The organism is Amphritea opalescens (assembly GCF_003957515.1).
GTDB lineage: Bacteria > Pseudomonadota > Gammaproteobacteria > Pseudomonadales > Balneatricaceae > Amphritea > Amphritea opalescens.
In genome coordinates this window covers 52,089-75,146 of the sequence record NZ_RQXW01000020.1, presented here as the reverse complement: position 1 = coordinate 75,146, position 23,058 = coordinate 52,089, and the positions used below count along the sequence as shown (strand labels likewise).

At 48.4% G+C, this 23,058-nt stretch carries 23 protein-coding genes and 10 tRNA genes; 4 read left to right on the top strand and 29 right to left on the bottom strand.

The genetic code is table 11. The features are described from left to right. Positions 1-176 precede the first annotated feature (176 nt). The 7 genes from EH243_RS16815 to EH243_RS16785 form a co-directional block, all read right to left on the bottom strand. Entirely contained in the window at positions 177-584 is a 408-nt protein-coding gene (locus EH243_RS16815) for a TraR/DksA family transcriptional regulator (protein WP_126159815.1), read from the bottom strand. A gap of 104 nt (positions 585-688) precedes the next feature. Then, positions 689-1,705, bottom strand: coding sequence for a Holliday junction branch migration DNA helicase RuvB (ruvB, locus tag EH243_RS16810; protein ID WP_126159814.1), 1,017 nt, complete (start codon positions 1,703-1,705; stop codon positions 689-691). A 30-nt stretch (positions 1,706-1,735) separates the two neighbouring features. After that, on the bottom strand, positions 1,736-2,356 hold the full coding sequence (gene ruvA, locus EH243_RS16805; protein WP_126159813.1) for a Holliday junction branch migration protein RuvA: 621 nt from the start codon (positions 2,354-2,356) through the stop codon (positions 1,736-1,738). Between the two features lie 74 nt (positions 2,357-2,430). Then, entirely contained in the window at positions 2,431-2,946 is a 516-nt protein-coding gene (ruvC, locus tag EH243_RS16800; RefSeq protein ID WP_126159812.1) for a crossover junction endodeoxyribonuclease RuvC, read from the bottom strand. A gap of 111 nt (positions 2,947-3,057) precedes the next feature. Further along, on the bottom strand, positions 3,058-4,821 hold the full coding sequence (gene aspS / locus EH243_RS16795) for an aspartate--tRNA ligase (protein WP_126159811.1): 1,764 nt from the start codon (positions 4,819-4,821) through the stop codon (positions 3,058-3,060). A 58-nt stretch (positions 4,822-4,879) separates the two neighbouring features. Then, entirely contained in the window at positions 4,880-5,107 is a 228-nt protein-coding gene (locus EH243_RS16790) for an FmdB family zinc ribbon protein (RefSeq protein WP_126159810.1), read from the bottom strand. 176 nt (positions 5,108-5,283) lie between these two features. After that, entirely contained in the window at positions 5,284-5,739 is a 456-nt protein-coding gene (locus EH243_RS16785; RefSeq protein ID WP_126159809.1) for an HIT domain-containing protein, read from the bottom strand. 163 nt (positions 5,740-5,902) lie between these two features. Here EH243_RS16785 and EH243_RS16780 point away from each other — a divergent pair, with 163 nt between their 5' ends. The 3 genes from EH243_RS16780 to EH243_RS16770 all read left to right on the top strand — a co-directional run bounded on the left by EH243_RS16780 (position 5,903) and on the right by EH243_RS16770 (position 9,000). Further along, positions 5,903-7,060 (top strand): GNAT family N-acetyltransferase, encoded by a 1,158-nt coding sequence (locus tag EH243_RS16780; protein WP_126159808.1) that lies wholly within the window; start codon positions 5,903-5,905, stop codon positions 7,058-7,060. 309 nt (positions 7,061-7,369) lie between these two features. Next, positions 7,370-7,651 carry a hypothetical protein gene (locus EH243_RS16775; RefSeq protein WP_126159807.1) on the top strand — a complete coding sequence of 94 codons (282 nt, stop codon included), beginning with the start codon at positions 7,370-7,372 and terminating at the stop codon, positions 7,649-7,651. Positions 7,652-7,836: 185 nt separating this feature from the next. Next, the gene (locus tag EH243_RS16770) at positions 7,837-9,000 is read left to right on the top strand and encodes a sensor domain-containing diguanylate cyclase (protein ID WP_126159806.1); all 1,164 of its coding nucleotides are present in this window, start codon (positions 7,837-7,839) and stop codon (positions 8,998-9,000) included. Here EH243_RS16770 and EH243_RS16765 read toward each other — a convergent pair. From EH243_RS16765 to EH243_RS16660, 22 genes are all read right to left on the bottom strand, one after another. Then, positions 8,997-9,545, bottom strand: a complete 549-nt coding sequence (locus EH243_RS16765) for a hemerythrin domain-containing protein (protein WP_126159805.1) — start codon at positions 9,543-9,545, stop codon at positions 8,997-8,999. The two genes, EH243_RS16770 and EH243_RS16765, sit on opposite strands and share 4 nt — an antisense overlap. A gap of 63 nt (positions 9,546-9,608) precedes the next feature. Continuing rightward, positions 9,609-10,226, bottom strand: coding sequence for an HAD family hydrolase (locus EH243_RS16760; RefSeq protein ID WP_126159804.1), 618 nt, complete (start codon positions 10,224-10,226; stop codon positions 9,609-9,611). Beyond that, positions 10,219-11,034: an AlbA family DNA-binding domain-containing protein gene (locus EH243_RS16755; protein ID WP_126159803.1), complete on the bottom strand. Its 816-nt coding sequence runs from the start codon at positions 11,032-11,034 to the stop codon at positions 10,219-10,221. The genes EH243_RS16760 and EH243_RS16755 overlap by 8 nt, the downstream gene beginning before the upstream one ends. 12 nt (positions 11,035-11,046) lie before the next feature. Then, complete coding sequence (locus EH243_RS16750; protein WP_126159802.1) at positions 11,047-11,433, bottom strand: hypothetical protein; 387 nt, start codon at positions 11,431-11,433, stop codon at positions 11,047-11,049. A 25-nt stretch (positions 11,434-11,458) separates the two neighbouring features. Further along, positions 11,459-14,104, bottom strand: a complete 2,646-nt coding sequence (gene pepN, locus EH243_RS16745; protein ID WP_126159801.1) for an aminopeptidase N — start codon at positions 14,102-14,104, stop codon at positions 11,459-11,461. A 99-nt stretch (positions 14,105-14,203) separates the two neighbouring features. Beyond that, the gene (locus EH243_RS16740) at positions 14,204-15,031 is read right to left on the bottom strand and encodes a DUF2797 domain-containing protein (protein ID WP_126159800.1); all 828 of its coding nucleotides are present in this window, start codon (positions 15,029-15,031) and stop codon (positions 14,204-14,206) included. Then, entirely contained in the window at positions 15,031-15,297 is a 267-nt protein-coding gene (locus EH243_RS16735; protein WP_126159799.1) for a YeaC family protein, read from the bottom strand. The genes EH243_RS16740 and EH243_RS16735 overlap by 1 nt, the downstream gene beginning before the upstream one ends. A gap of 125 nt (positions 15,298-15,422) precedes the next feature. Beyond that, positions 15,423-16,265, bottom strand: a complete 843-nt coding sequence (locus EH243_RS16730; RefSeq protein WP_241235116.1) for a rhomboid family intramembrane serine protease — start codon at positions 16,263-16,265, stop codon at positions 15,423-15,425. A 21-nt stretch (positions 16,266-16,286) separates the two neighbouring features. Then, positions 16,287-17,261 (bottom strand): metallophosphoesterase, encoded by a 975-nt coding sequence (locus EH243_RS16725; protein ID WP_126159798.1) that lies wholly within the window; start codon positions 17,259-17,261, stop codon positions 16,287-16,289. 11 nt (positions 17,262-17,272) lie between these two features. Then, entirely contained in the window at positions 17,273-18,154 is an 882-nt protein-coding gene (locus EH243_RS16720; RefSeq protein WP_126159797.1) for an NAD(+) kinase, read from the bottom strand. Between the two features lie 130 nt (positions 18,155-18,284). Beyond that, positions 18,285-19,217 (bottom strand): 1-aminocyclopropane-1-carboxylate deaminase/D-cysteine desulfhydrase, encoded by a 933-nt coding sequence (locus EH243_RS16715; RefSeq protein ID WP_126159796.1) that lies wholly within the window; start codon positions 19,215-19,217, stop codon positions 18,285-18,287. Positions 19,218-19,412: 195 nt separating this feature from the next. Then, entirely contained in the window at positions 19,413-20,321 is a 909-nt protein-coding gene (locus tag EH243_RS16710; protein WP_126159795.1) for a GGDEF domain-containing protein, read from the bottom strand. 362 nt (positions 20,322-20,683) lie between these two features. After that, positions 20,684-20,760: transfer RNA gene (locus tag EH243_RS16705), tRNA-Asp, on the bottom strand. 31 nt (positions 20,761-20,791) lie between these two features. Beyond that, positions 20,792-20,867: transfer RNA gene (locus EH243_RS16700), tRNA-Val, on the bottom strand. Positions 20,868-20,960: 93 nt separating this feature from the next. Beyond that, positions 20,961-21,037: transfer RNA gene (locus EH243_RS16695), tRNA-Asp, on the bottom strand. Positions 21,038-21,160: 123 nt separating this feature from the next. Then, positions 21,161-21,236, bottom strand: a tRNA-Val gene (locus EH243_RS16690). A gap of 93 nt (positions 21,237-21,329) precedes the next feature. Further along, positions 21,330-21,406, bottom strand: a tRNA-Asp gene (locus tag EH243_RS16685). 31 nt (positions 21,407-21,437) lie between these two features. Further along, positions 21,438-21,513 (bottom strand) — tRNA-Val (locus EH243_RS16680). A 93-nt stretch (positions 21,514-21,606) separates the two neighbouring features. After that, a tRNA-Asp gene (locus EH243_RS16675) sits at positions 21,607-21,683 on the bottom strand. Positions 21,684-21,784: 101 nt separating this feature from the next. Then, positions 21,785-21,860, bottom strand: a tRNA-Val gene (locus EH243_RS16670). A gap of 93 nt (positions 21,861-21,953) precedes the next feature. Further along, positions 21,954-22,030 (bottom strand) — tRNA-Asp (locus EH243_RS16665). Between the two features lie 152 nt (positions 22,031-22,182). Beyond that, a tRNA-Val gene (locus tag EH243_RS16660) sits at positions 22,183-22,258 on the bottom strand. Positions 22,259-22,468: 210 nt separating this feature from the next. On the opposite strand from EH243_RS16660, the gene syd reads away from it, so the two are divergent. Continuing rightward, positions 22,469-23,056 carry a SecY-interacting protein gene (gene syd, locus EH243_RS16655; protein WP_126159794.1) on the top strand — a complete coding sequence of 196 codons (588 nt, stop codon included), beginning with the start codon at positions 22,469-22,471 and terminating at the stop codon, positions 23,054-23,056. Positions 23,057-23,058 lie beyond the last annotated feature (2 nt).

Below are 23,058 nucleotides of genomic sequence, written 5' to 3'. Positions count from 1 at the left end.
GCGACGAGCAGAGAAAAGATTGAATTTAAGACCAAGAAAGTGCCTTGGATTTAGGCAGCCAGAAGCCGTCTTTCGGGAGCTGCTTCAGGTTGCATAGTTGTGTCGCACTTCGGTGTTGAATTCGCGCGCCCATAAAAAAGCCGCCAAAGTAGGCGGCTAAATAAAAATCACAACAATTACAATTTGATTGACCGTCCGTTGCGCTGCAGCTCATCTTTAGACTGGCACCTTACGCACAAAACCGCCGTTGGGTTGGCCATCAAGCGATTTAATTCGATCTCTTCGCCGCACTGTTCACAGTAGCCATAACGACCCGCCTCGATACGCTCAAGCGCATTCTGACATTCGTTAATCTCCTCTTCCAACTGCTTTATACGCGACAGACTCGTCTGCTGAAGACCTACCACAGAAGATGCTTCACCACGATCCAATACTTCAGTGCGATTTAACTGACTCATCTCTTGCCGCTGCTCAACCCGCTCTGCGTCAAGATCAGACTGAAGCTGCTGCAATAAAACCTGTAACTCACGTTTTAGGTGTTTTAGTTGCAACTCGTTGGTGCAACAGCGTTTCATAGTGTTCATACCTTAATGCCCTAAACAAGATGTTTATGTTCATAGGCTAAAAGTAATCCCTTAAGCGCAACTCTGCGTTGATATGAATCACTTATCCTCGGCTGATCATTGTTCTATTGATCCGTGTCAGGCAATTCGAGTCCAAAATGACGATACGCGTTGTCGGTTACCACTCGCCCCCGCGGCGTTCGCATCATAAACCCCTGTTGAATCAGGTACGGCTCAAGCACATCTTCAATCGTATCCCGCTCTTCACTAATCGCCGCTGCTAAACTATCAACCCCGACAGGACCACCGCCAAATTTTTCGATCATCGCCAATAATAAGCGCCTATCCATATGATCAAAGCCATGCTCGTCGACATTTAACATATTCAAGGCAAGATCGGCCATCGCCAATGTAATACGACCATCGCCCTTAACCTCGGCATAATCTCTTGCCCGACGTAATAGACGGTTGGCAATTCGCGGCGTCCCCCTCGCCCGACGGGCGATCTCGATAGCCCCTTCATGGTCAACACCACTACCCGATAGATTCGCTGATCGCTCAACTATCGAGGTTAGATCATCAATATTATAAAACTCGAGACGCTGAACAATACCAAAGCGATCACGCAGTGGAGAGGTCAACAACCCTGCCCTTGTGGTCGCACCGACCAAAGTAAAAGGCGGCAACTCTAACTTAATCGAACGCGCCGCAGGGCCCTCACCGATCATAATATCCAGCTGATAATCTTCCATTGCTGGGTAAAGCACCTCCTCGACGGAAGCGCTCAAGCGATGGATCTCATCAATAAATAACACATCACCCGGCTCGAGATTTGTCAGCATGGCCGCTAAATCACCGGCCTTTTCGAGCACCGGCCCCGAAGTAGACTTGATATTACATTCCATTTCGTTGGCAATGATATTCGCCAATGTTGTTTTACCCAACCCTGGCGGGCCAAAAATCAACGTATGGTCTAGCGCTTCTTGACGCTTTCGCGCCGCCCCGATAAAGATCTCCATCTGCTCTTTAACGACGGGCTGGCCGACGTAGTCCTGCAGCACTTTCGGACGGATCGCCCGATCTTGAACCTCTTCTTGCGGTGCTGTCACCGCAGGCGTTATAAAGCGATCCGCTTCGATCATGATTGATACCCTATAACTAACATTCAGTGATTACCCTTGCACCATACTCTTTAAAGCAGCACGAATAAGCTCTTCACTGCTGGCACCCGGCATCGCTTTTTCAGCCTGAGCGATCGATTTAGTGGCCTGTACCGGCTTATAACCCAGCGCAACCAACGCACTTTCTGCCTCGGCACGATTATCCGCTTGCACCGGCGGGGCACCCAAACCATCAGTAAGGGCAAACTCATCAACATCGTTAAACACGAAATCCTTGAGTTTATCCTGCATCTCTACAATCAAACGCTCAGCGGTTTTCTTACCCACTCCGGGTAAACGTACTAAGGCCGCCGTATCCTGATGCTGTACCGACAAAACAAATTCATTCACGCTGATACCCGAAAGAATCGTCAACGCTAGTTTAGGGCCAACGCCATTCACCTTAATCAGCGTTCTAAATAGAGAACGCTCGGTACGCTCATAAAAACCATATAATAGCTGAGCGTCTTCCCGCACCACCATATGGGTGAAGAGGGTTACCTGCCGCCCGACCTCGGGCAATTGGTAAAAGGTATTCATGGAGGCATCGACCTCATAGCCGACACCGTTTACATCAATGACCAGTTGCGGCGGATACTTTTCTAGCAGCTCACCTTTCAGTCGTCCTATCACGTTGAATTCTCTCTTGTTTGCCCTACTGACGGGGCTTAATTATTTAGTGGTTAACAACCCGTTAAACATCACACTCATCGCAAACGACCGCCTCGGCTACTTTTCGCACCCGCCATCATAATCAGGCTACTTCGGGTATGCGCATGACAGAGCGCAATCGCTAATGCATCGGCGGCATCGGCTTGCGGCAAACCCGGCAGTTTAAGAATCGACTTCACCATATGTTGTACTTGAGACTTCTCAGCAGAGCCGTTACCTACCACCGCCTGCTTAACTTTACGGGCCGCATATTCCGCCACTTCTAAGCCTTGATTGGCCCCAGCGACAATCGCCACGCCTCGGGCCTGACCCAACTTGAGCGCGGAATCGGGGTTGCGGGCCATAAACACCTGCTCTATCGCCATCTCTTGAGGACAAAACTGCTCGATAAGCTGAGTGACTCCGGCATAGATTTGCGCTAGACGTACCGCCAACTCATCGCCTTTGAGGCGAATACAGCCACTGGCAACATATTCATTCTTAGCGCCAACCGTATTGATAATACCGTAACCGGTAATCCGCGAACCCGGGTCTATTCCCAAAATCAACATAACTGTATTATCAACTCAAAGCACTGTTTATTTATACAGATAACAATACCCTAGATACGGACATAAAAAAAGCCGTGCAGAGCACGGCTTTATCATTAAACGCGAAATACTTTAAGGCGTTTTGCGTAATTTGATATTCAGCTCTCGCAGTTGCGCAGCACTGACTACACCTGGCGCCTGCGTCATCATACAAGCAGAGCTCTGCGTTTTAGGGAAGGCAATCACTTCACGGATAGAGTCGGTGCCTGTCATCAGCATAATCAAACGATCCAGACCAAATGCTAAACCACCATGCGGTGGCGCACCGAACTTCAACGCTTTCAGCAGGAAGCCAAATTTATCATCGGCTTCCTCTTCTGAAATACCCAAGAGTTCTAACACAGATGCTTGCATCTCTTGGTCGTGAATACGGATCGAACCACCACCTAGCTCACAACCGTTAAGGACCATATCGTAAGCACGGGACAGAGCGGTCAGCGGATTCGCTTTCAGCTCTTCAGCACTACAGCTTGGTGCGGTGAACGGGTGATGCAGTGCGGTCAAGCCACCGTTATCCGTTTCTTCAAACATTGGGAAGTCGACCACCCATAACGGCGCCCACTCACTCTGTGCCATCTCTAGATCTTCACCCGCTTTGATACGCAATGCGCCCAACGCTTCAGAAACGATCTTCTCTTTATCCGCACCGAAGAAGACGATATCACCGTTCTCAGCACCAAGACGTTCCATGATCGCCATAGCAACATCGGCACCGAGGAACTTAACGATTGGTGATTGCAGGCCTTCAACGCCTTTTTCCAGCTCGTTAACCTTAATCCACGCCAAGCCTTTTGCACCATAGATGCTAACAAACTTGGTATATTCGTCGATAATTTTACGGGTTAATTTAGCTCCGCCTGGCACTTTCAGCGCTGCAACACGACCCTGAGGGTCTTTTGCAGGTCCGGCAAAGACTTTAAATTCGATCTCAGCCATCAGATCAGCGACGTCGACCAATTCCATCGGGTAGCGCAGATCAGGCTTATCAGAGCCGTAACGCTGCATCGCTTCGGAATAAGGCATCCGTGGGAAATCGCCTAGATCAACCCCTTTCAACTCAAGGAACAGCTTGCGGATCATGGTCTCAGTGATTGACATGATCTCTTCTTCATTAAGGAAAGAAGCTTCAATATCGATCTGAGTGAACTCTGGCTGACGATCCGCTCGTAGATCTTCATCACGGAAGCATTTAGCCACCTGATAATAACGATCAAAACCGGCGACCATCAATAGCTGCTTGAACAGCTGAGGAGATTGCGGCAGCGCAAAGAAATGCCCTTCGTGAACTCGACTCGGTACCAGATAATCACGCGCCCCTTCAGGCGTCGCGCGGTTCAGAATCGGGGTTTCGATATCAAGAAAACCATGCTCATCGAGATAGTTACGAATCGCCATAGTGACTTTCGAACGGAAACGCATTTTTTCTTGCATCTCAGGACGGCGCAGATCGATATAACGATGACGCAGGCGAACTTCTTCACCCACCTGTTGATGCTCATCCAACTGGAAAGGCGGTGTATCTGACTTATTCAGAATAACCAGCTCTTTACCCAGTACTTCGATTTCGCCGGTTGGCATATCCGAATTGATCGTTCCTTCAGGACGGCCACGGACGGTTCCCTTAACTTCAACGACATATTCATTCCGGCAGCTATCGGCCAGCGCGAAGCTCTCTTCACGATCAGGGTCAAAGACCACCTGGGTGAGACCTTCACGGTCGCGAAGATCCAGAAAAATAACTCCACCGTGGTCACGACGACGGTGAATCCACCCCGTCAGAGTAATGTCTTCGCCGATATGCTCTTTTCTGAGATCGCCGCAATAATGACTGCGCATAGTTAGATGTTCCTGTTACTTAGCAAGCTGAATCAGTGTTTATTCAGACAATTAAAAATCAGTTACCGGATTCGCTCTGGCTACCCGCCAGATTCTTTTTCTTTCCGGTTTTAAAATCAGTTTCATACCAGCCGCTACCGGATAGCCTGAACCCTGACGCGGATACTTTTTTTACCACATCTGCAGACTCGCAGACAGCGCACTCTGGGGCGGGCGCATCAGACTTGAGCACCAGCTTTTCAAATTCATGACCACAATGACGGCATTCAAAATCAAAGATCGGCATCGTTTACCATTTTTCCTACTAAAGAGAGACACACCGCAAAGCAATCGGATATGCATCAGCCTGTTAACTTAAACGCCAACTAAAAACTAATTCTCCGTTACCTTGCCCAGAAAAGGGCAAATTATACCTGAATTATTAACGGCTGACAGGCCGATTTAGTGCTTTTCAAGGAGAAATCAGCCGATCAGATCCTGAGCAACAAAATTAACCTCCGGCGGCATCATCAACTGTAACTTCCGATGAATCTCCTGTACCTGCTCAGTCGCATAAGGTTTAGCCGGATGTGCACCCCATACAGGCGCAGGCCAGGCCGCATCATTTTTATAACGGACTACATGATGTATATGCAGCTGATTAACCATATTACCTATCGCGCCGATGTTAATTTTGTCGGCCGCAAAGACATCATGAATAGTTTCCGATAAAAATGAAGACTCATGTAACAACTGAGTTTGGTCGGCCAGTGACAAATGATAGATTTCACTCATCCCTGCACGCCGAGGAACCAAAATAAACCAAGGATACTGGGCATCATTCATCAATAATAAGCGTGATAACGGAAAATCCCCTAAGATGATGCAATCATTGTCTAGGCGAGCGTCCAGTTCAAATTCTAACGCCAACTCATCCATCCTTATTCTCCTAGCTTAAAGGCGCCTACGAACATACTATATGCGTAAAGCACCCTTTAATCAGTGCGACACATATTCCGTCATTGCCAACAGTTACTTAAATTTAATGCTTTATTATCGGGTAGTTAGATAATAAATATGGATCTGAACAGTATAGGACAATATGCCACAATTCAATTTTTATAGCGCCATCGAACAGATTGGCGCTGATCGCTGGAATACCCTCTGTTATACCGATTACCCCTTCCTACGCTATGAGTATCTCCATGCCTTAGAGCAATCAGGCAGTGTCGCCCCTAAAACCGGTTGGCAGCCCTGCCACCTGCTGGTCACCGAGGGCGAGCAAGTCATTGCGGCGATGCCCCTCTATATCAAAAACCACTCCTTTGGCGAATATGTCTTTGATTGGAGCTGGGCAGATGCTTATCAACGCAACGGACTTGAATACTACCCTAAACTTGTGACTGCGATCCCCTTCACCCCCTGCTATGGCCCTCGACTCATGCTGCAGGCTGATTTGAGCGAAACAGCACAGCAGGCGCTTACCCAGCAAGTGCTATCCGCCGTGATACAGCTTGCAGCGCAACACAACGCTTCCGGCTGGCATGGCCTCTTTCTCGCTGACACCCTACTGAATAAAGATCAACACTCGTTACTCAACTATCGCCTAGGCACCCAGTACCACTGGTTCAACCGTGACTATCAGACTTTTGACGATTTCTTGGAGACCTTCAGCTCACGAAAGCGTAAAAACTTACGTAAAGAGCGGCATAAAATCATCGAACAGGATATCCAACACCGCTTTATCAGCGGTGCCCAGTTGACCGATGCCCAGCTCCATCAGTTTTACCAATTTTACCAAATCACCTACCTTAAACGGGGGCGTAACGGTTATCTTAATGAATCTTTTTTCCGACAGTTACGCGATACGCTGAGAGATCAGTTACACATCTGCTTTGCCTATGATAAACAGCACAGCGATACCGAAGCCGTTGCCGGCGCGCTCTTTTTTCAAGATGAAGACACCCTGTATGGACGCTATTGGGGCGCGCTCGCCGAATATGACAGCCTGCATTTCGAAACTTGTTATTACCAAGGCATTGAACACTGCATCAGCCAACAGCTACAACGCTTCGATCCCGGCGCCCAGGGGGAGCATAAAATTCAACGCGGTTTCGAGCCCATCGAAACCTGGTCTGCCCACTGGTTAGCGCATCCTGAATTTCAACAAGCCGTGCAACGCTTTACCGAGGAAGAGGAAGAGATGATTCGCCAAGAGATGGCGCAGCTTCGTCAGCGACTGCCGTTCAAAAAAGAATAAGGTCGCTCATTAGTCACGTCGATAAAAGTCCCGTAGATAAGGCCTCAAACGCCCTCTTCCGTTCTGCTGCCCTAGCAACGGGAAAGCACCCATGATTCTGCTTCATGAAGTCACTCACCACTGATAATCATGAGGCAGATCAATTAAACAGTCTTTACGCCTCCATTTGCCAAATAAACTACCGTTTGAATTCGTCAAATCCTAATCTATTGCTAAACTAAATATCAGGCGGCAGTACATATTTTACAACGTATGAGCCTTTGCTCTTTCAAACGAATCAGCAGCATAAAACAATAAGGGGGTTACACAATGTTAACCTATGAGGAATGCCTCCATCTTAGTGATCTCACAGAGGATGAAGTTGAGGCAATAGCGGAGCATGAACACACCGACCCAATCATCGCCATGGCCATGGGACACTACCTATGCTGTCATAAAGGCGAAAGCAAAGTAAAAAAAATCATCCTAGATGATATTGCCAAAGCGCAACGCAAAGGCGATAAAGACCATGAAAGGGTTCTGCGTCATGTACTCACACACTTTATGAAGACTCACCCAAGTCGTCGTAGAAAAATGGCGAAAGTAGGCTAAACGAAAAAACCACTGTCCAATACGGTCAGTGGTTTTTTCATACCTACTTCACCCACCAAAATAGACGCTTTTCCGCCGTTATCAATCGTCATACCGATATTTATTCCACTTTCGCGATATTTTTCCTTTATTGTTTCCCATGATTGCCGATAACGTTTTGACTTCAGGCGTAAAACAGGCGTTTTATGGAATCGCTCAAACAAGAGAACACCGATCTAAAAAGGTCGCTTCGGTTGCTGACAACGAAAGTAGAGCAGAATGAACAGCTGCTGCGATCCTTCTTCGATATGGAGATCCGCCTATTCAGCTGCAGTAATTTAGCCGAACTTCTAGACCTAATCTTGGTAGAGTTTAAGGATCATTTTCAGCTCAGCGCCGTCAACTTGATGTTGCTTGACCCAGAAAACGCGGCTCGCGACCTACTCGAGAGTTACACACCACCACAACCTGAACACAGCCTTCGATTTGTCGACAACCAACAACTACTCAAAAGCCTCTTCCCGACACAGACACTCAGAGTGGGGGAATTGAGCCCACCACTCAAAAGCATCGCTTTCCCTCGTACACCCTATATATTGAGCAGCGCCCTACTACCTCTGATACGTCACAACTGTTTAATCGGCAGCCTACACCTCGGCAGTAACGATCCCGACCGCTATAGTGACCATTTTGACTATGACTATATTAATCATCTTGCGTCAGTGATCGCCGTCTGTATTGAAAACTGCATCAACCAGCAAAACATGAAACGACTCAGTATTATCGATATGCTGACCAAGGTGTACAACCGACGCGCCTTTGACCAAGAGATCATCAAAGAGCTATCGAGAGCGAGTCGCCATGACAGGCCGTTAAGCTGTTTATTTATCGATCTAGATTATTTCAAACTGGTTAACGATAACTTTGGGCATCAGATAGGTGACAAAGTACTCCGCGCGATAGGCCTGCTGTTAAGGCAGAACCTCCGCAAAACCGACTTTGTTGCCCGCTATGGCGGCGAAGAGTTTGCTATTTTGCTACCCAACTGCGATAGCCATAAAGCGATGCAGATTAGTGATCAGCTGCGCAATAAAATTGCGCATATGGTGATCCATAATAGCGATAACACACCTTTTAGAATTAGTGCATCTATCGGAGTGACCCACTGCACATCCGCTAGCTTCACCTTCGATGATCTTAACGCCCAGGCACATGCACTCTTAAAAGCTGCCGATGAAGCGGTTTATCAGGCAAAAGAAAAAGGCAGGAACCGGGTTGAATACCGAGCCCTGCCTAACATGAAACCGGAACTTTTTAGCGCCTTCGATACTAGGGATACTAGCCTCAGCCCCGTATCCATCAATGATTAACGCATATCTCTGAGTAATTCTGTGTAGAGATCGATATAGCGCTGTTTCTGCTGCTCACCAAATAGCGGATCATCCATTGTCGGCAGTTCAGACGCCAGCATCTGCCACTGCGCATCGGTACCAACCTCTTCCAACAACGGAAACAGCGTCCCCTCCTCGAGGTTCAGGTGCTCTATCTGTTCTTCAACAAACCGTTCAAGCTTCGCGGTAAATTGATCCATTGGGATAACCGCATCGTTTAAGATGGAATCCACCGCCTCAATGATCTCATGGCTACTTTGTTTTAGCTGTTTATGCTCATCGACACAGCGTGTGATCGCTTCATCCAACTCTCGACAACCAGAAGCTTTAAAGGCTTCATACATTTGATCTTCGAGTGGGTGATGATAAGCATCCGCATAACTGGAGATATAATCCACCGCATCGCCCAGTAACACAAAGTTTGGCATCTCTCCCTGCTTCAGCGCTTCCAGCTTATTATCCAACACCGCGAGCAACTTGTTCAGGTTGACATGATCTTGATGTAAATCGTTCAATACCGTCATAACCACCTCCTATAAAACACAAACCACTATACCGCAGGTTTTATGCTAGGCGCTTGACGGATATCAAACAGAAGCCTGTACGGTGATCAACCGCTGATGTAGTTCGACTAAGGTATCCACCTTGAGATCGGTCAACGCCGGCCAACCTCGGCCCGCACGTTGATCCACATGAATGGTGGCGACGCCAGCGGCACGCCCCACTTCGAGATCGAAACGAAAATCACCGACCATCACCGCCTGATCTGCACAGGCTCGCCATTGATCCAGCAAAAGATGAATGCCCTGAGGGTCAGGTTTGGCCAAGGCTTCATCTCGCCCTAATACCGATGACGGCTGAAAAAAGGCGCCTGCGCCAATCACCTCCAAGCAGCGTAACGCGACTTCACGTTTGTTGCGGGTGAGAATCCCTAAACGGCAGCCTCGTTCAACAAGCCAAGCGAGCAGCTCATTAACACCCTCCGCCGGCTTTACCATATCCGCATAAAAATATTCCCACTGATCAAGCTGCTGATTCAGCACAGCTTGTTCAGCAACGGGACGGCTAGCAATGGTCGCTAAAATATCACAACCGGAAGGCAGCCCCAGTTCTGCGCGAATATGTTCAAAATCATGCACCGGTTGGGTTAGGGTGCCATCTAGATCAAAGATCCAATGATCCGCCCGACGAATATGTTCAATCATGCGGTTCACCATTCGAATTAAAATTATCGGTCAATTGATCTAGCCGGGTACGAATATCACGCATAAGTTCCAGTCTACCGGTGGGTTTGTCACTTTGCGCCAGCAATAACGATTCCAGCCGAGTCAGACTCTCTTGTGAATCCCGAAGGGCCTGCAGCATATTGCGGGAACGCTTTTTCGCGCTATCGGTCATCTGGTCAACCCGTGTAAGCGTACGACGCACCTGACTATCTAATTCGTCTAAGTGCGCCACCAAATGCTCCATACCCGAACCAAACGCGTGATCCATCTGGCCCATCCGCTGCTCAAGCTGCGCCACCGCTTCACGAAAACGATTGAGAAACAGCGTCCCTTCACGGTCCATAAACATCGCTAATAGCTCTTCAGGATAAAGTGCCCGGGAACGGGCATCGGCACGAATGGAGTATTCGCCTCGCTGGGTACAATAGGGACGTTTATTACCCGGCGCGACTTCAAGACGAAAGAAAGGTTTGCTGCTGATATTTTCAACCACTAACTCAATATCAACGATGGGGTAGCAATCGGTGGCCTTGTTAATCAGGCTTAATCGGGCGCCATCATCGACATTACAACCGACGATACGCCCTCGCTGCAAGCCATCGCTACGGGTATATTCATCAACCCCCACCAAGATTGCGCCACCTTGGGAGGAGTTAGCAAACGAAACAAGATCTCGGCTTTTTATGCCGCTCGTTTCTCGCTTAAAATCGACATCAATACCTTCAGGCTTTGCCAGCAGGCTTCTGGCCCGCCGGCTAATCCCTCGATACTCACGCTTAACAGGCATGCGCTTGACGTCTTAGGCGTAGGTTTCATCGGCGAAAGGATCAATCGGCTGCGCCAGTACCGCATCATCACGAAAATAGAGAATACGGCCTTCAAAGGTTAAACCTTTGGATAAAAACCAGCGCAACACCTCATCTCGACCTTCATCGATTTGAAAGCTTTGATACCAAGCTGAGCCGATTCGATAGAAATACAGGCCAAAGAGCCCTGCCGCCACGCCAAAAAAGAATTCAGACCCTAGGCCAAAGAGCAGCGTCACCACACCGGCAATCCAGACTCGACTCGCCTTGGACTGCTTTAGCGCATTAAACGCATCATCGTACTGATCCTGATATTTCAGATACCGACGATAGTTTTGTTGTAACTCAAATTTATCCTGTTCCGGGATTGTTCTATCCATTTTATTACCCTTATTTCTACAGGCCTCACACAGCCAGACTTTTACTTAATACTTCAAAAACATCACGGGACAGATCGCCACTATTGTTGATCCGCTGTAATTCCGCTTTCATCAACGCGCCTTGTTCCGCCGAGTATTTCTTCCACCGAGTTAATGGCGTTAGCAAGCGGGATGCGATTTGCGGATTCTGCTTATTTAATACAATAATCTGATCTGCCAGAAAACGGTAGCCACTGCCGTCAGAATTATGGAAGTTTTGCATATTTTGGGCACAAAAAACCGAGACCAGCGAACGTATCTTGTTCGGGTTGGATGCATCATAGGCTTCATGCTGCTGCAAAGCCTCAACCCGCGCTAATGCGTCTGGTTTTGGATCACTCGCCTGAACCGCTAACCACTGATTAACCACCAAGGACTCAGACTGCCAACGCTGGTAAAAACTCGCCAATACCTCAGCGGCCTCAGCCTCAAAGCCGGAATGAGCAATCAATGTCAGCGCCGCCTGGCTATCGGTCATGTTATCCGCTTGCTTAAACTGCTGCAGCGCTAACGCAAGATACTCCGGCTGCTCCGTTGTCATCAGATAGGACAGCGCCAGATTTTTCAGACTGCGCCGAGCCACCGATGTCGCATCAGGGCTATACTCTTCAGCCGAAGTATTCGCCTGATAAACCTGCAAGAACAGAGGCGCTAAAGCCGTTGCGATAGCGTCTTTAACAAAGCGGTGCACCTGATGGATCGCATCAACATCAATCACCTCGGCCAACTCACTGAGGTATGCCTCAGAAGGTAGCGTCAACACCTTAGCCACCATCGCCTTATCGAGACTCGCATCATTCAGAATCTGCCGATAGGCTTCTATCAGTGCAGAATCCAGTACCAGCGTGCGCCCTTGCTGATAATCCACAACCAACTCACTCATGATCCCCACGGCGAGCTGCTGCGCCGCATCCCAACGATTGAAACCATCGCTGTCATGCTGCATCAAAAAGACCAGTTGCTCTCGGCTGTAGGGGAACCTCAGCTTTACCGGTGCGGAAAAATCACGTAACAACGAGGGAGTGGGTTCTACCGTAATATTATCAAAGACAAAACTTTGCTCGGCTGCAACACATTCCAAGACCTCGGTCGTCTGACCACCCGTCAGGGGAATATCATCACCCTGAGCGTCCAGTAGTCCGACCGCGACAGGTATCAAAAAGGGTTGTTTGGTTGCCATATCAGCCGTGGCTGGACAGCTCTGACGCATATGCAATGTATAGCGCTGATGCTCGGCGTCATATTCACCGGTCACGGAAACCTGAGGGGTGCCTGATTGGCTGTACCAAAGCTTGAAGCGACTCAGGTCACGCCCTGACACATCAGCCATTGCCTGGACGAAATCATCGGTGGTCACTGCCTGACCATCATGGCGATCAAAATAAAGATCGGAGCCTTTACGGAAGGTCTCTGCTCCCAGCAGGGTATGCAGCATCCTAACCACTTCACACCCTTTCTCATAAATCGTCAGGGTATAGAAGTTGGAAATTTCAATAAAGGAAGCAGGACGAACCGGATGCGCCATCGGGCCTGCATCTTCAGCAAATTGTGCCGTCCGCAGCAGGGCTACGTCTTCAATACGTTTCACTGTCGGTGAATTCATATCGGCCGAGAACTGGGAATCACGAAAAACGGTAAACCCTTCTTTTAGACTCAGCTGAAACCAATCACGACAGGTGACACGGTTGCCTGACCAGTTATGGAAGTATTCATGGGCTACGACCGCCTCAACCCGTTGAAAACCGGCATCGACGGTGGTTTCAGGATGCGCCAACACGCAGGAGGTATTAAAGATATTTAACCCTTTATTCTCCATCGCCCCCATGTTGAAGAAGTCGACCGCTACGATCATAAAGATATCCAGATCGTATTCACGACCATAGACCTCTTCGTCCCACTTCATCGATTGTTTCAGCGATGTCATAGCGTAATCGAGCTTATCCAGATCTTTCGTTTCAGCGAAAATCTTTAACGACACATGCCGTCCAGAAGCGGTGGTAAACCGATCATCAATACACTCAAGATCACCGGCCACTAATGCAAAAAGATACGCCGGCTTAGGGAACGGATCCTGCCATTTAACCCAATGACGACCATCATCCTCATCCCCCGCATCAACCATATTACCGTTGGACAACAACACCGGATAACGCTGCTTATCTGCCACCACGATGGTTTCAAACAACGCCATGACATCGGGACGGTCTTGATAAAAAGTAATCCGGCGAAAACCTTCGGCTTCGCACTGAGTACAAAACATACCATCGGATTTATAGAGGCCTTCTAGCGCGGTATTATTTTGCGGTTCGATGCGGGTAATACATTCAAGGGTGAAATGATCAGGCAGGTTTGGAATGCTCAATTGCTCACCGACACGGCGGTAGTCTTTCTCGCTCAAGACCTCGCCATCGATACTCAGGCGCTGCAACTCTAATGATTCATGACCATCCAACAGCAATGGGTGTTGCCGGTTACTGCTTTCTGGATTCCGCGCATAGCGTACCTGAGAACGAACAAGAGCTTGATCCTCTTCAAGTTCAAAGCGTAGCTCGGTCTGCTCCACCAAAAACGCAGGCACCTCATAGTCCTTTAAATAGATAACATTCGGCTGCTCAATCATGCTCTGACTCATTCACTCACCTTGTAATAACAATGACACCGTTAACAATAAATATGCTTTCAACCCTGATAACGCTTGGGTACTGATACAACTTTGAAAGCGACACAAACCTTAGGCACAAAATCCAATCTGATAGGCGGTAAATTTTCTCAGATTAATCACACCGCTATCCAGCAGCAGGTACTGCCCTTTTATACCTTGTAAAACCCCTTCAACCACGGGGTTTTTATCAAAATTAAGACTGGTTATTTTCTCCGGAAAATTCAATACCGGAAAATTAAGTTCCAACACCTCGGCGTCCGCCAATCGCTGAATAGCTTGCAGACCAAAACGGTTCTCTAACTCATTTAAGCCAGGCTGGCACAAATCCATGAGACGATCCCGTTCTGCATAGAGATCTAAGCGATCCACCTGCCCTTTAAGCATCGCCCGCCAGTTCGTTTTATCCGTCACATGTTCGCCGAAAATCCGCTCAACCAAACCCGACTGAAAACGGGTCTCTACCCTAAAAATCGGCAACGCCTGAATCGCACCCTGATCAATCCAACGAGTCGGAATCTGAGTCCCACGGGTAATACCAACCTTAACCCCGGACGAGTTTGCCAAATAGACATAATGGCTTTGAAAACAGAACTGTTCACCCCACGAAGGATCACGACAGGTGCCCTGATCGTAATGGCATTTCTCTGGGCTCATAATACAAAGATCACACTGCGGCAGCTTTTTAAAGCACGGATAACAATAACCCTGCGCAAAACTTTTATTGGTTTTACGGCCACAATGGGTGCAGTTAATCTGCCCCTGATAGGTCAATTTAATCGGCTTGCCAATATAATCATTGAGCTCAACAAGCTGATCATCTAACTTCAACTGATAACGAATCTGAGGGCCGATCTCAGCTGGCATTTTTACCAGTGCCCCCTGCGCGATAACATTCATCAATGATCGTTCAAAATTTTGAGAACCTGCGGCTCAAGAGGATCGGAACCGTGCTGACTACCATCGGTTTTTGTGCGATTGATATAACCGGTACGCTCATGCTCCGGCAACTTCATCTGATCATAGGCAATTACCGCACGTAAGCTGGTTTCCCGCTGCTCACTGCTAAGCCGGTCACCATTAGGCCACTTGCCCAATTCAACCGCCCGCTTTAGGTTTTGATAGACCTCGGGGGTCATCGCCTCAATCATCTTTTCAAAATTCATTTATTCTCTCCACAATGGGACGTCATAATATCACAGCCTTAGCTAGCATCTAGCGTTACAGCCCAGTGGACGATTTAAATCACACTTTTTAAATACTGCTTTTTAGTCCTACTTAAGCCAACACCTTACTGCCGAAACAGCCGCACAAACGGCACCAGCGCCAGGCCTGCACCCAGCCCCGCTAGGTGAGCGGTATTGGCAATCGAGCCCAAGCCAAGACTTTCCAGTGCTCCGGAAAACCCTAACACTAGCCAAAACAGCATAAACCCCATCAAGGCGGGCGGCATACCAATCATGGTCATCGGCTTCAACCGATCCCACAACCAAGCAAAACCCAGCAAGGCAAAGACAAACCCAGACATCCCACCAAACATGGGGCCACTGATCCAAAATTGCGCGACATTTGAAATCAGTGCGGAAAATAGAAATAAGCCAAGCAAGACGGAACGACCAAGCAGCAACTCGATCCGCCGCCCGACCACCCAAACCCATAGCAGGTTAAACAGGATATGCGGCACATTAAAATGCATAAACGCCGGCGTAATTAAGCGCCAAAGCTGCCCATCCATTAACATCGCCGGCAAGTCAGCATAATAAATCTTATTACCCTGCACATGAAACTCGACAATGGTAAACCAGCTCATCATCTGTACATTATCGCCCAACGACACCAACAACGTGATGACGACACTGAACGCAATCAGTAGCAGCGTTAACCAACTACCCAAAATATTACTATTCGCTGACCGGCCGCCCTCTTGATGAACCTGCAATCCGGATAGATCCCCACCCTGCTGCCATAACTGATAAAGCGCGGCAATCTGCTCGGCATTAACATTATAAGGCACTAATAGTTGCTGCTCGCCTTCATGCTCTAACACTCGGTGGGGAATTTTTTTCTGCCACAGAATAGCCGTAAAACCACTCAGGTCTTGATCAAGAGAGACGCGAAAAACTTCATTCATCATCGTGCGATACGCAACATGTTGTCAGGGCACATTACTAATTTCCTTTAATACATCAACCCAGATAAATTTTGTTGGATCGATCCTAGTTTCCTGATCCAAGCGATAGGCCACTAATTTGCCAAACTTCACCGCACTGTAATCGATACAGGCAATATTCGGTGCCAGCGGCTTAGGATTGCCGTCGCACCAGTAATGACCAATAAACAGCAACGACTCATCAGTACCGTAATACAGTAGGTCTTTATAATCCTGCGGACTCAAGCGCTTGCGCGCCACATGCTCAGGCAACGGATCGGGCTGAAAAACGACATCGACATAATACTGAGGGTTTTCCGCCCAGAATTTCGTGCGGAAAAAACGTCGTTTATAGCCATCCTTACTCACCATCATTTCATCATTCGGTAGCTTAAGATGCGTGCCACGCAACAAGCGATCCATGGTCTCCCACTCAGGCGTCCCCTCATAGGCGGAACGATGCAGATACTCATCATCGATTCGATTTCCCCCCTGAGTGTGTAAAAAGCGATTAATATGCGCCGCAGACCAGCAAGCATGCACCACTCTAAACTGCCCATTATCCAAAAACAGCGGCATCTCCTTAATCCATTGCAAAAACTCTTTCTGTTCTTGCGGATAGTTCGCAAACTGCTCGAGTGTTTGATTAAGGATACGTAGATGTCGTCGGTTATGAGCTCTTAAGTACTCCATCCCAGATCCAGGCAACCCCGGTGTCAAATAAGACAGGTAATTAAACTCATGGTTCCCCATGACGATCTGGGCATATCCAGCATCCACCATATCGCGAACAATATGTAACGCCTCACGGATACGCGGTCCACGATCGACAATATCACCGATAAAAATAGCCTGGCGCTGCGGGTGCTGATAAATACCTTTTTTCCGGCTATAACCGAGCTTTTTTAATAACAACTCGAGCGACTGCCCACAACCGTGAACATCACCGATCAGATCGTAGCCTTGATAAGCACGTTCCATAGACACTCCGGTCACTCGCCCAACCGAGTGGCCCAACCAAGCTTCTCGCGACAGGTTTGATAGAAGTTATGGCTCAGGGGGTGCAAAAGCTTTAATTTATGGGGCTTTTTATGAATTGTAATGGTATCTCCTGGGGCACAGTTAATATGCTTTTGGCCATCGCAGCTTACGGTCGGATAAGTCTCGTTACTATCACTGATCACCAGCTTAAGTTCACTATTACCATCAACCACAATAGGCCGACTCGATAACGTATGGGGAAACATAGGCACCAGCACTAAGGCGTCCAGTCGAGGATGCATAATAGGGCCACCACCCGATAGCGCATAGGCGGTAGAGCCGGTTGGCGTAGCGACGATAAGACCGTCGGAACGTTGCGTATAGACAAACTGGCCCTCGATATAGAGTTCAAACTGAATCATCCGAGCCGATTTCCCAGGGTGCAATACACAATCATTCAGCCCCGTTGACTCACCGATCGGCTCACCGTTTCGCTTAACCAATACATCAATCAAAAAGCGGCGATCAACCGTATACTGACCATTCAGAACTTCACCCACTTTCTCTTCGATTTCAGCAGGGGAAATATCAGTTAGAAAGCCCAAACTTCCACGGTTAACCCCTAACACAGGCACATTCGATTGCGCCAGATTACGGGCGGCACCCAACAGACTACCATCACCACCGACAACGATAACTAGGTCACAGATCTCACCCATCAAACGAGGGGAACTGGTTTGCTGCCCATGACCTGGCATAACCGCCGCAATTTTCTGATCCAGAATAGGCGTTAACCCCTGCTCATCGAGAAAGCGAATCAGATGCTTCAGGGTATCAAGCACCTTAGTACTGCCTAAGCGCCCAATCAAACCAATATTACGAAAGTTATCCATTGCCACTCCACTGAAACGCTACGATTATTGCACAACCTTAGCTACCTGATTGTTTTTAAACATTATACTCATATTCATAGCGATTTAACCGCATCTACCCATAAAGCTAGCACGGCTTTTTAATCAACCCTTAGGATAGTTTTTTGAGCAGAGCAGCCTCCATCCCCCGCAACCCCTGCATACCACCGGTATGAATCAACATCACCCGCGCACCTCGCGCAAACTCACCGCGCTCCATCTTCTGCAACAATGCCAATAACGCTTTACCGGTATAGACCGGCTCCAAGCGAATGCCACTATGCTCAGTAAAATGCTGCATGACCGTTGCCAACCGAGACGACACCTTAGCATAGCCACCCTCATGGCAATCTAGTGCCAACGACCAACCACCGGGATCATCAATCTGCGCAGCCGTTAGCAATCCGCGAATATCAGCATAAAGAAACTCGCCACCTTTAAGCGCTGAAACACCCAATAAACTAACATCGGCAGGTTTACCCGCGATCAGTCCCGCGAGCGTTCCACCGGTACCACAGGCACAACAGATAAGATCATAAGCGGCAGCATCAAAGAGAGATAAAATCTCTCGGCAGCCCGCAATCACCCATTCACCCGCGCCACCTTCAGGCAAAGCATAAAACTCACCATATTTCTCCCGCAACCCTGACATAAACACTGCATCTGTTTTGTCCCGATACTGCGCGCGGGTCACAAATTCAAGCTGCATTCCCCAACGCTCTGCATCGACGAGAGTGGGCGATAGCTTGGCCGGTCGCTCCCCACGAATCACACCCACCGTTTCGATCCCCTGCTCAAATCCAGCATAGGCCAAAGCATGAATGTGATTCGACCAAGCCCCACCAAAACTAAGTAATAGCTGACAGTCCGATGCTTGGAACGCCTGTAAGGCATACTTTAACTTGAACCACTTATTGCCGCTGACCAGCGGATGAACAAGATCAAGACGCAACAACTCAAGCTGAACGCCCGCTTGCTGAAACTCAGGCAACTCAATGACATCAATAGGAATAACGGGGTTGGCAACAGGTAAATGCTGGGTCATAAAACGGTAAGAATCCTGTCATTTTTTCTTCATCAAGACGCCCGAGAATAACAGACTCAAAATAAAGGAGAATAAAATGGAAGATTACACAGAAGAACTGCTACTGGAAAGCCTTAACGAGGAGTTTGACGACGATTCATATGCTGATGGCGGCGAGGAGATGTAACCGCTCAACCCTATATAAATAAGCATCGTTTAATGCTTATCTTCAGCAAAACGTTTAACGCAATTCCCCCCAGCCTGCTTAGCACTGTACATTGCCATATCGGCCTTTTGGATAAAATAGTCGACGGGCTCAGCCTCGGTACAGGCGGCGACACCAAGACTCATGGAAACCTTAACATCAGCATGGCTCAAGGCATCAGGCGAATAACTACACTCAAGATTAAACAAGGAACGCACTCGGCTAGCCAAGTTGCACGCATCTTCCATAGAGGTATTGGGCAGCATCAGCATAAATTCATCGCCGCCATAGCGAAAGGCTTGATCTGAATCCCTCAAGCCATCACGGAGAACTCGACCGATCTGACGGATAATTTGATCGCCTTCCAGATGCCCCAGCGTGTCATTAACCTGCTTAAAGCCATCCAAATCAATACAGATCAAGCTTAACCCGCCACCATAGCGCTTAACCCTCATCATCTCACTGGCAACCTGCACATAAAAATGACGCTGATTAAATAGACCACTCAAATCATCGGTAATTGATTGCTTTAATAAGGAGGTCTCCAATGCTTTCTGCCTCGTCATGTCATGAAAGAACCCCACGCTGCCACGGTATTGTCCATTGGCCATCAACGCGGCGGCAGACAAACGGATAGGCACCCTCTCCCGACGACTATTCAGCACATAGGTTTCATAACCTTCGATTCTACCCACACCATACATCTGCTCATCCATCATCAGCCGCATAATCTTTCTGGCTTCAAGGTGACTAGGGTAGATCTGGCGAATGTTCATCTTCCCGATGACCGCTTCAGCATCATAGCCAAGCAGGCTTTCCGCTGAACGGTTAAACACAGACACGATCCCGCGACGGCTAACAGCAATCACAGGGTCGGGGCAAATCGATATCAACTCAGCCTGATTAATATTCAGATGCATTTGATTAAGTACTTATTCCACGTAATAACAAACAAGGGAGATACCAGAATAAAAATTAAGCAACTTTATAACACGTAAAGCAGCAATACGCCTGCGCTAAATACCCAAAATGGTAGATAAGCAAAACAGACAGTGTGGAAGGAAGGCTTTGGATTCAGCAAGATAAAGCACTATATCAAACAGGCAATTATCAATGATGCGAAAAAAGAGCGATATTAGCTATTACATCAACAATCAAGATTACGGCTAGACTTAGTTAAAACATGGATTCGACATCGCCAAGTAAGACGATTAATGGCAGCACAGAGATAATGATATTTTGAACAGAAGCGATAAAGGCTGAACACCTTCATGCTTAATAGTGGCGGAATGGACGGGACTCGAACCCGCGACCCCCTGCGTGACAGGCAGGTATTCTAACCAACTGAACTACCACTCCGCAGTGGCTTAAGCTTTCGCTTAAAGCTTAGTGGTGGGCGTGGAGAGGCTCGAACTCCCGACATTCGCCTTGTAAGGGCGACGCTCTCCCAACTGAGCTACACGCCCACTAAGCAGATGGCTTATCGTTTTACTTCCTTGCCTGGCACTTTAGGCTTTAGAAGCACTCATCCGATCATTTAATCGAATCAGTTTAAAAAGTGGCGGAATGGACGGGACTCGAACCCGCGACCCCCTGCGTGACAGGCAGGTATTCTAACCAACTGAACTACCACTCCGCATTGTACGGGACTCGAACCCGCGACCACCATCCCACACATCAGTGACAGACTGGTAATCAATCAAACTAAACGACCACTTCGCAGTGGTTTAAGCCTTAACAAAAAAAGACTTAAGCTTAGTGGTGGGCGTGGAGAGGCTCGAACTCCCGACATTCGCCTTGTAAGGGCGACGCTCTCCCAACTGAGCTACACGCCCACTAAGCAGATGGCTTATCGTTTTACTTCCTTGCCTGGCGCTTTAGGCTTTAGAAGCACTCATCCGATCATTTAATCGAATCAGCTAAAAAAGTGGCGGAATGGACGGGACTCGAACCCGCGACCCCCTGCGTGACAGGCAGGTATTCTAACCAACTGAACTACCACTCCGCAGTGGTTTAAGCTTTCACTTAAAGCTTAGTGGTGGGCGTGGAGAGGCTCGAACTCCCGACATTCGCCTTGTAAGGGCGACGCTCTCCCAACTGAGCTACACGCCCACTAAGCAGATGGCTTATCGTTTTACTTCCTTGCCTGGCACTTTAGGCTTTAGAAGTACTCATCCGATCATTCAATCGAATCAGCTAAAAAAGTGGCGGAATGGACGGGACTCGAACCCGCGACCCCCTGCGTGACAGGCAGGTATTCTAACCAACTGAACTACCACTCCGCATTGTACGGGACTCGAACCCGCGACCACCATGCCACACATCAGTGACAGACTGGTAATCAATCAAACTAAACGACCACTTCGCAGTGGTTTAAGCTTAGTGGTGGGCGTGGAGAGGCTCGAACTCCCGACATTCGCCTTGTAAGGGCGACGCTCTCCCAACTGAGCTACACGCCCACTAAGCAGATGGCTTATCGTTTTACTTCCTTGCCTAGCACTTTAGGCTTTAGAAGCACTCATCCGATTATACAATCGAATCAGCTTAAAAAGTGGCGGAATGGACGGGACTCGAACCCGCGACCCCCTGCGTGACAGGCAGGTATTCTAACCAACTGAACTACCACTCCGCATTATACGGGACTCAAACCCGCGACCACCATTCCCACATCAGTGATAGACTGGCAATCTAACAAACGAAACTCACGCTTCGTATTGTGCGAGATCAAAACTCGCGACGGCCATTTTGCACATAAAAAACAATTTGGCAAGTCATTCGACTTGGTGGGCGTGGAGAGGCTCGAACTCCCGACATTCGCCTTGTAAGGGCGACGCTCTCCCAACTGAGCTACACGCCCCTTAAATCGAGAGCCGAATTCTAATGATTTTGCTTGGTATGTCAAACGTTTATCCTAAAAAAATCATTCCCAAAGCACCAACCACCCTATAAAGCCCCAGCAGGATCACATCAAGTTTTACAACGACAGACCGTTACTCTGATAAACTCACCCGCAAGTCAGCCTGATGGCGACACCCACCTACATCCAGACGTATCGGACCCCATAAATATGTCCCAGACTCTTATTACTAAAATTGACGCCTTTGTAGAACAAGCGATCAAACTACAACTTGACCAAATAGGCCGCCCCCCTTTAACGACTTATGATCCTGAATGGCCTTCCGACTGTCTTCGCGGCGAGACTGAGCCCGACGAAAGTATTCAGTGGCTACCCGAACGACAGGCCGACAACAATAACAGCTGTCACGATATGTTCGACCGCTTAGAGCAAGCCTTGGGCTACAGCATCCATACGGATCTTCGCACTTGGTACAGTCGCTACTGGTCAGAACCACTCCCAGCCACCTCTGAATGGGGCGACCTTAGCCTGCTATTTCTCTGGAGTGACAAAGATTGCGAACGCCTGCGAGGGAACCTGGTGGGTCATTTGCTGACTAAGCAGAAACAGAAACAGCCGGCCACCCTATTTTTTGCCTGCACTGAACCCGATGGAGAGAAATTTATATCCATCGATAACCAGACGGGAGAAATATGGCTAGAACAACCGGGCAAAAAGCCTATTATGAAACTAGCCGATTCACTGGCCCTATTTTTAGATATGCTGACCCCAAAAACGATCCCAGATTTGGAGCAATAACC

Coding starts and splice junctions, on each gene's coding strand:
- EH243_RS16730 (WP_241235116.1), bottom strand. CDS start 16,265: ATGATGAATGAAGTTTTTCGCGTCTCTCTTGATCAAGACCTGAGTGGT.
- EH243_RS16715 (WP_126159796.1), bottom strand. CDS start 19,217: ATGACCCAGCATTTACCTGTTGCCAACCCCGTTATTCCTATTGATGTC.
- aspS (WP_126159811.1), bottom strand. CDS start 4,821: ATGCGCAGTCATTATTGCGGCGATCTCAGAAAAGAGCATATCGGCGAA.
- EH243_RS16735 (WP_126159799.1), bottom strand. CDS start 15,297: ATGAATTTTGAAAAGATGATTGAGGCGATGACCCCCGAGGTCTATCAA.
- syd (WP_126159794.1), top strand. CDS start 22,469: ATGTCCCAGACTCTTATTACTAAAATTGACGCCTTTGTAGAACAAGCG.
- EH243_RS16765 (WP_126159805.1), bottom strand. CDS start 9,545: ATGACGGTATTGAACGATTTACATCAAGATCATGTCAACCTGAACAAG.
- EH243_RS16780 (WP_126159808.1), top strand. CDS start 5,903: ATGCCACAATTCAATTTTTATAGCGCCATCGAACAGATTGGCGCTGAT.
- EH243_RS16740 (WP_126159800.1), bottom strand. CDS start 15,031: ATGAATGTTATCGCGCAGGGGGCACTGGTAAAAATGCCAGCTGAGATC.
- EH243_RS16720 (WP_126159797.1), bottom strand. CDS start 18,154: ATGGATAACTTTCGTAATATTGGTTTGATTGGGCGCTTAGGCAGTACT.
- EH243_RS16755 (WP_126159803.1), bottom strand. CDS start 11,034: ATGCCTGTTAAGCGTGAGTATCGAGGGATTAGCCGGCGGGCCAGAAGC.
- EH243_RS16790 (WP_126159810.1), bottom strand. CDS start 5,107: ATGCCGATCTTTGATTTTGAATGCCGTCATTGTGGTCATGAATTTGAA.
- EH243_RS16710 (WP_126159795.1), bottom strand. CDS start 20,321: ATGCATCTGAATATTAATCAGGCTGAGTTGATATCGATTTGCCCCGAC.
- EH243_RS16770 (WP_126159806.1), top strand. CDS start 7,837: ATGGAATCGCTCAAACAAGAGAACACCGATCTAAAAAGGTCGCTTCGG.
- EH243_RS16815 (WP_126159815.1), bottom strand. CDS start 584: ATGAACACTATGAAACGCTGTTGCACCAACGAGTTGCAACTAAAACAC.
- pepN (WP_126159801.1), bottom strand. CDS start 14,104: ATGAGTCAGAGCATGATTGAGCAGCCGAATGTTATCTATTTAAAGGAC.
- EH243_RS16785 (WP_126159809.1), bottom strand. CDS start 5,739: ATGGATGAGTTGGCGTTAGAATTTGAACTGGACGCTCGCCTAGACAAT.
- EH243_RS16760 (WP_126159804.1), bottom strand. CDS start 10,226: ATGATTGAACATATTCGTCGGGCGGATCATTGGATCTTTGATCTAGAT.
- ruvC (WP_126159812.1), bottom strand. CDS start 2,946: ATGTTGATTTTGGGAATAGACCCGGGTTCGCGGATTACCGGTTACGGT.
- EH243_RS16775 (WP_126159807.1), top strand. CDS start 7,370: ATGTTAACCTATGAGGAATGCCTCCATCTTAGTGATCTCACAGAGGAT.
- EH243_RS16750 (WP_126159802.1), bottom strand. CDS start 11,433: ATGGATAGAACAATCCCGGAACAGGATAAATTTGAGTTACAACAAAAC.
- ruvB (WP_126159814.1), bottom strand. CDS start 1,705: ATGATCGAAGCGGATCGCTTTATAACGCCTGCGGTGACAGCACCGCAA.
- EH243_RS16725 (WP_126159798.1), bottom strand. CDS start 17,261: ATGGAACGTGCTTATCAAGGCTACGATCTGATCGGTGATGTTCACGGT.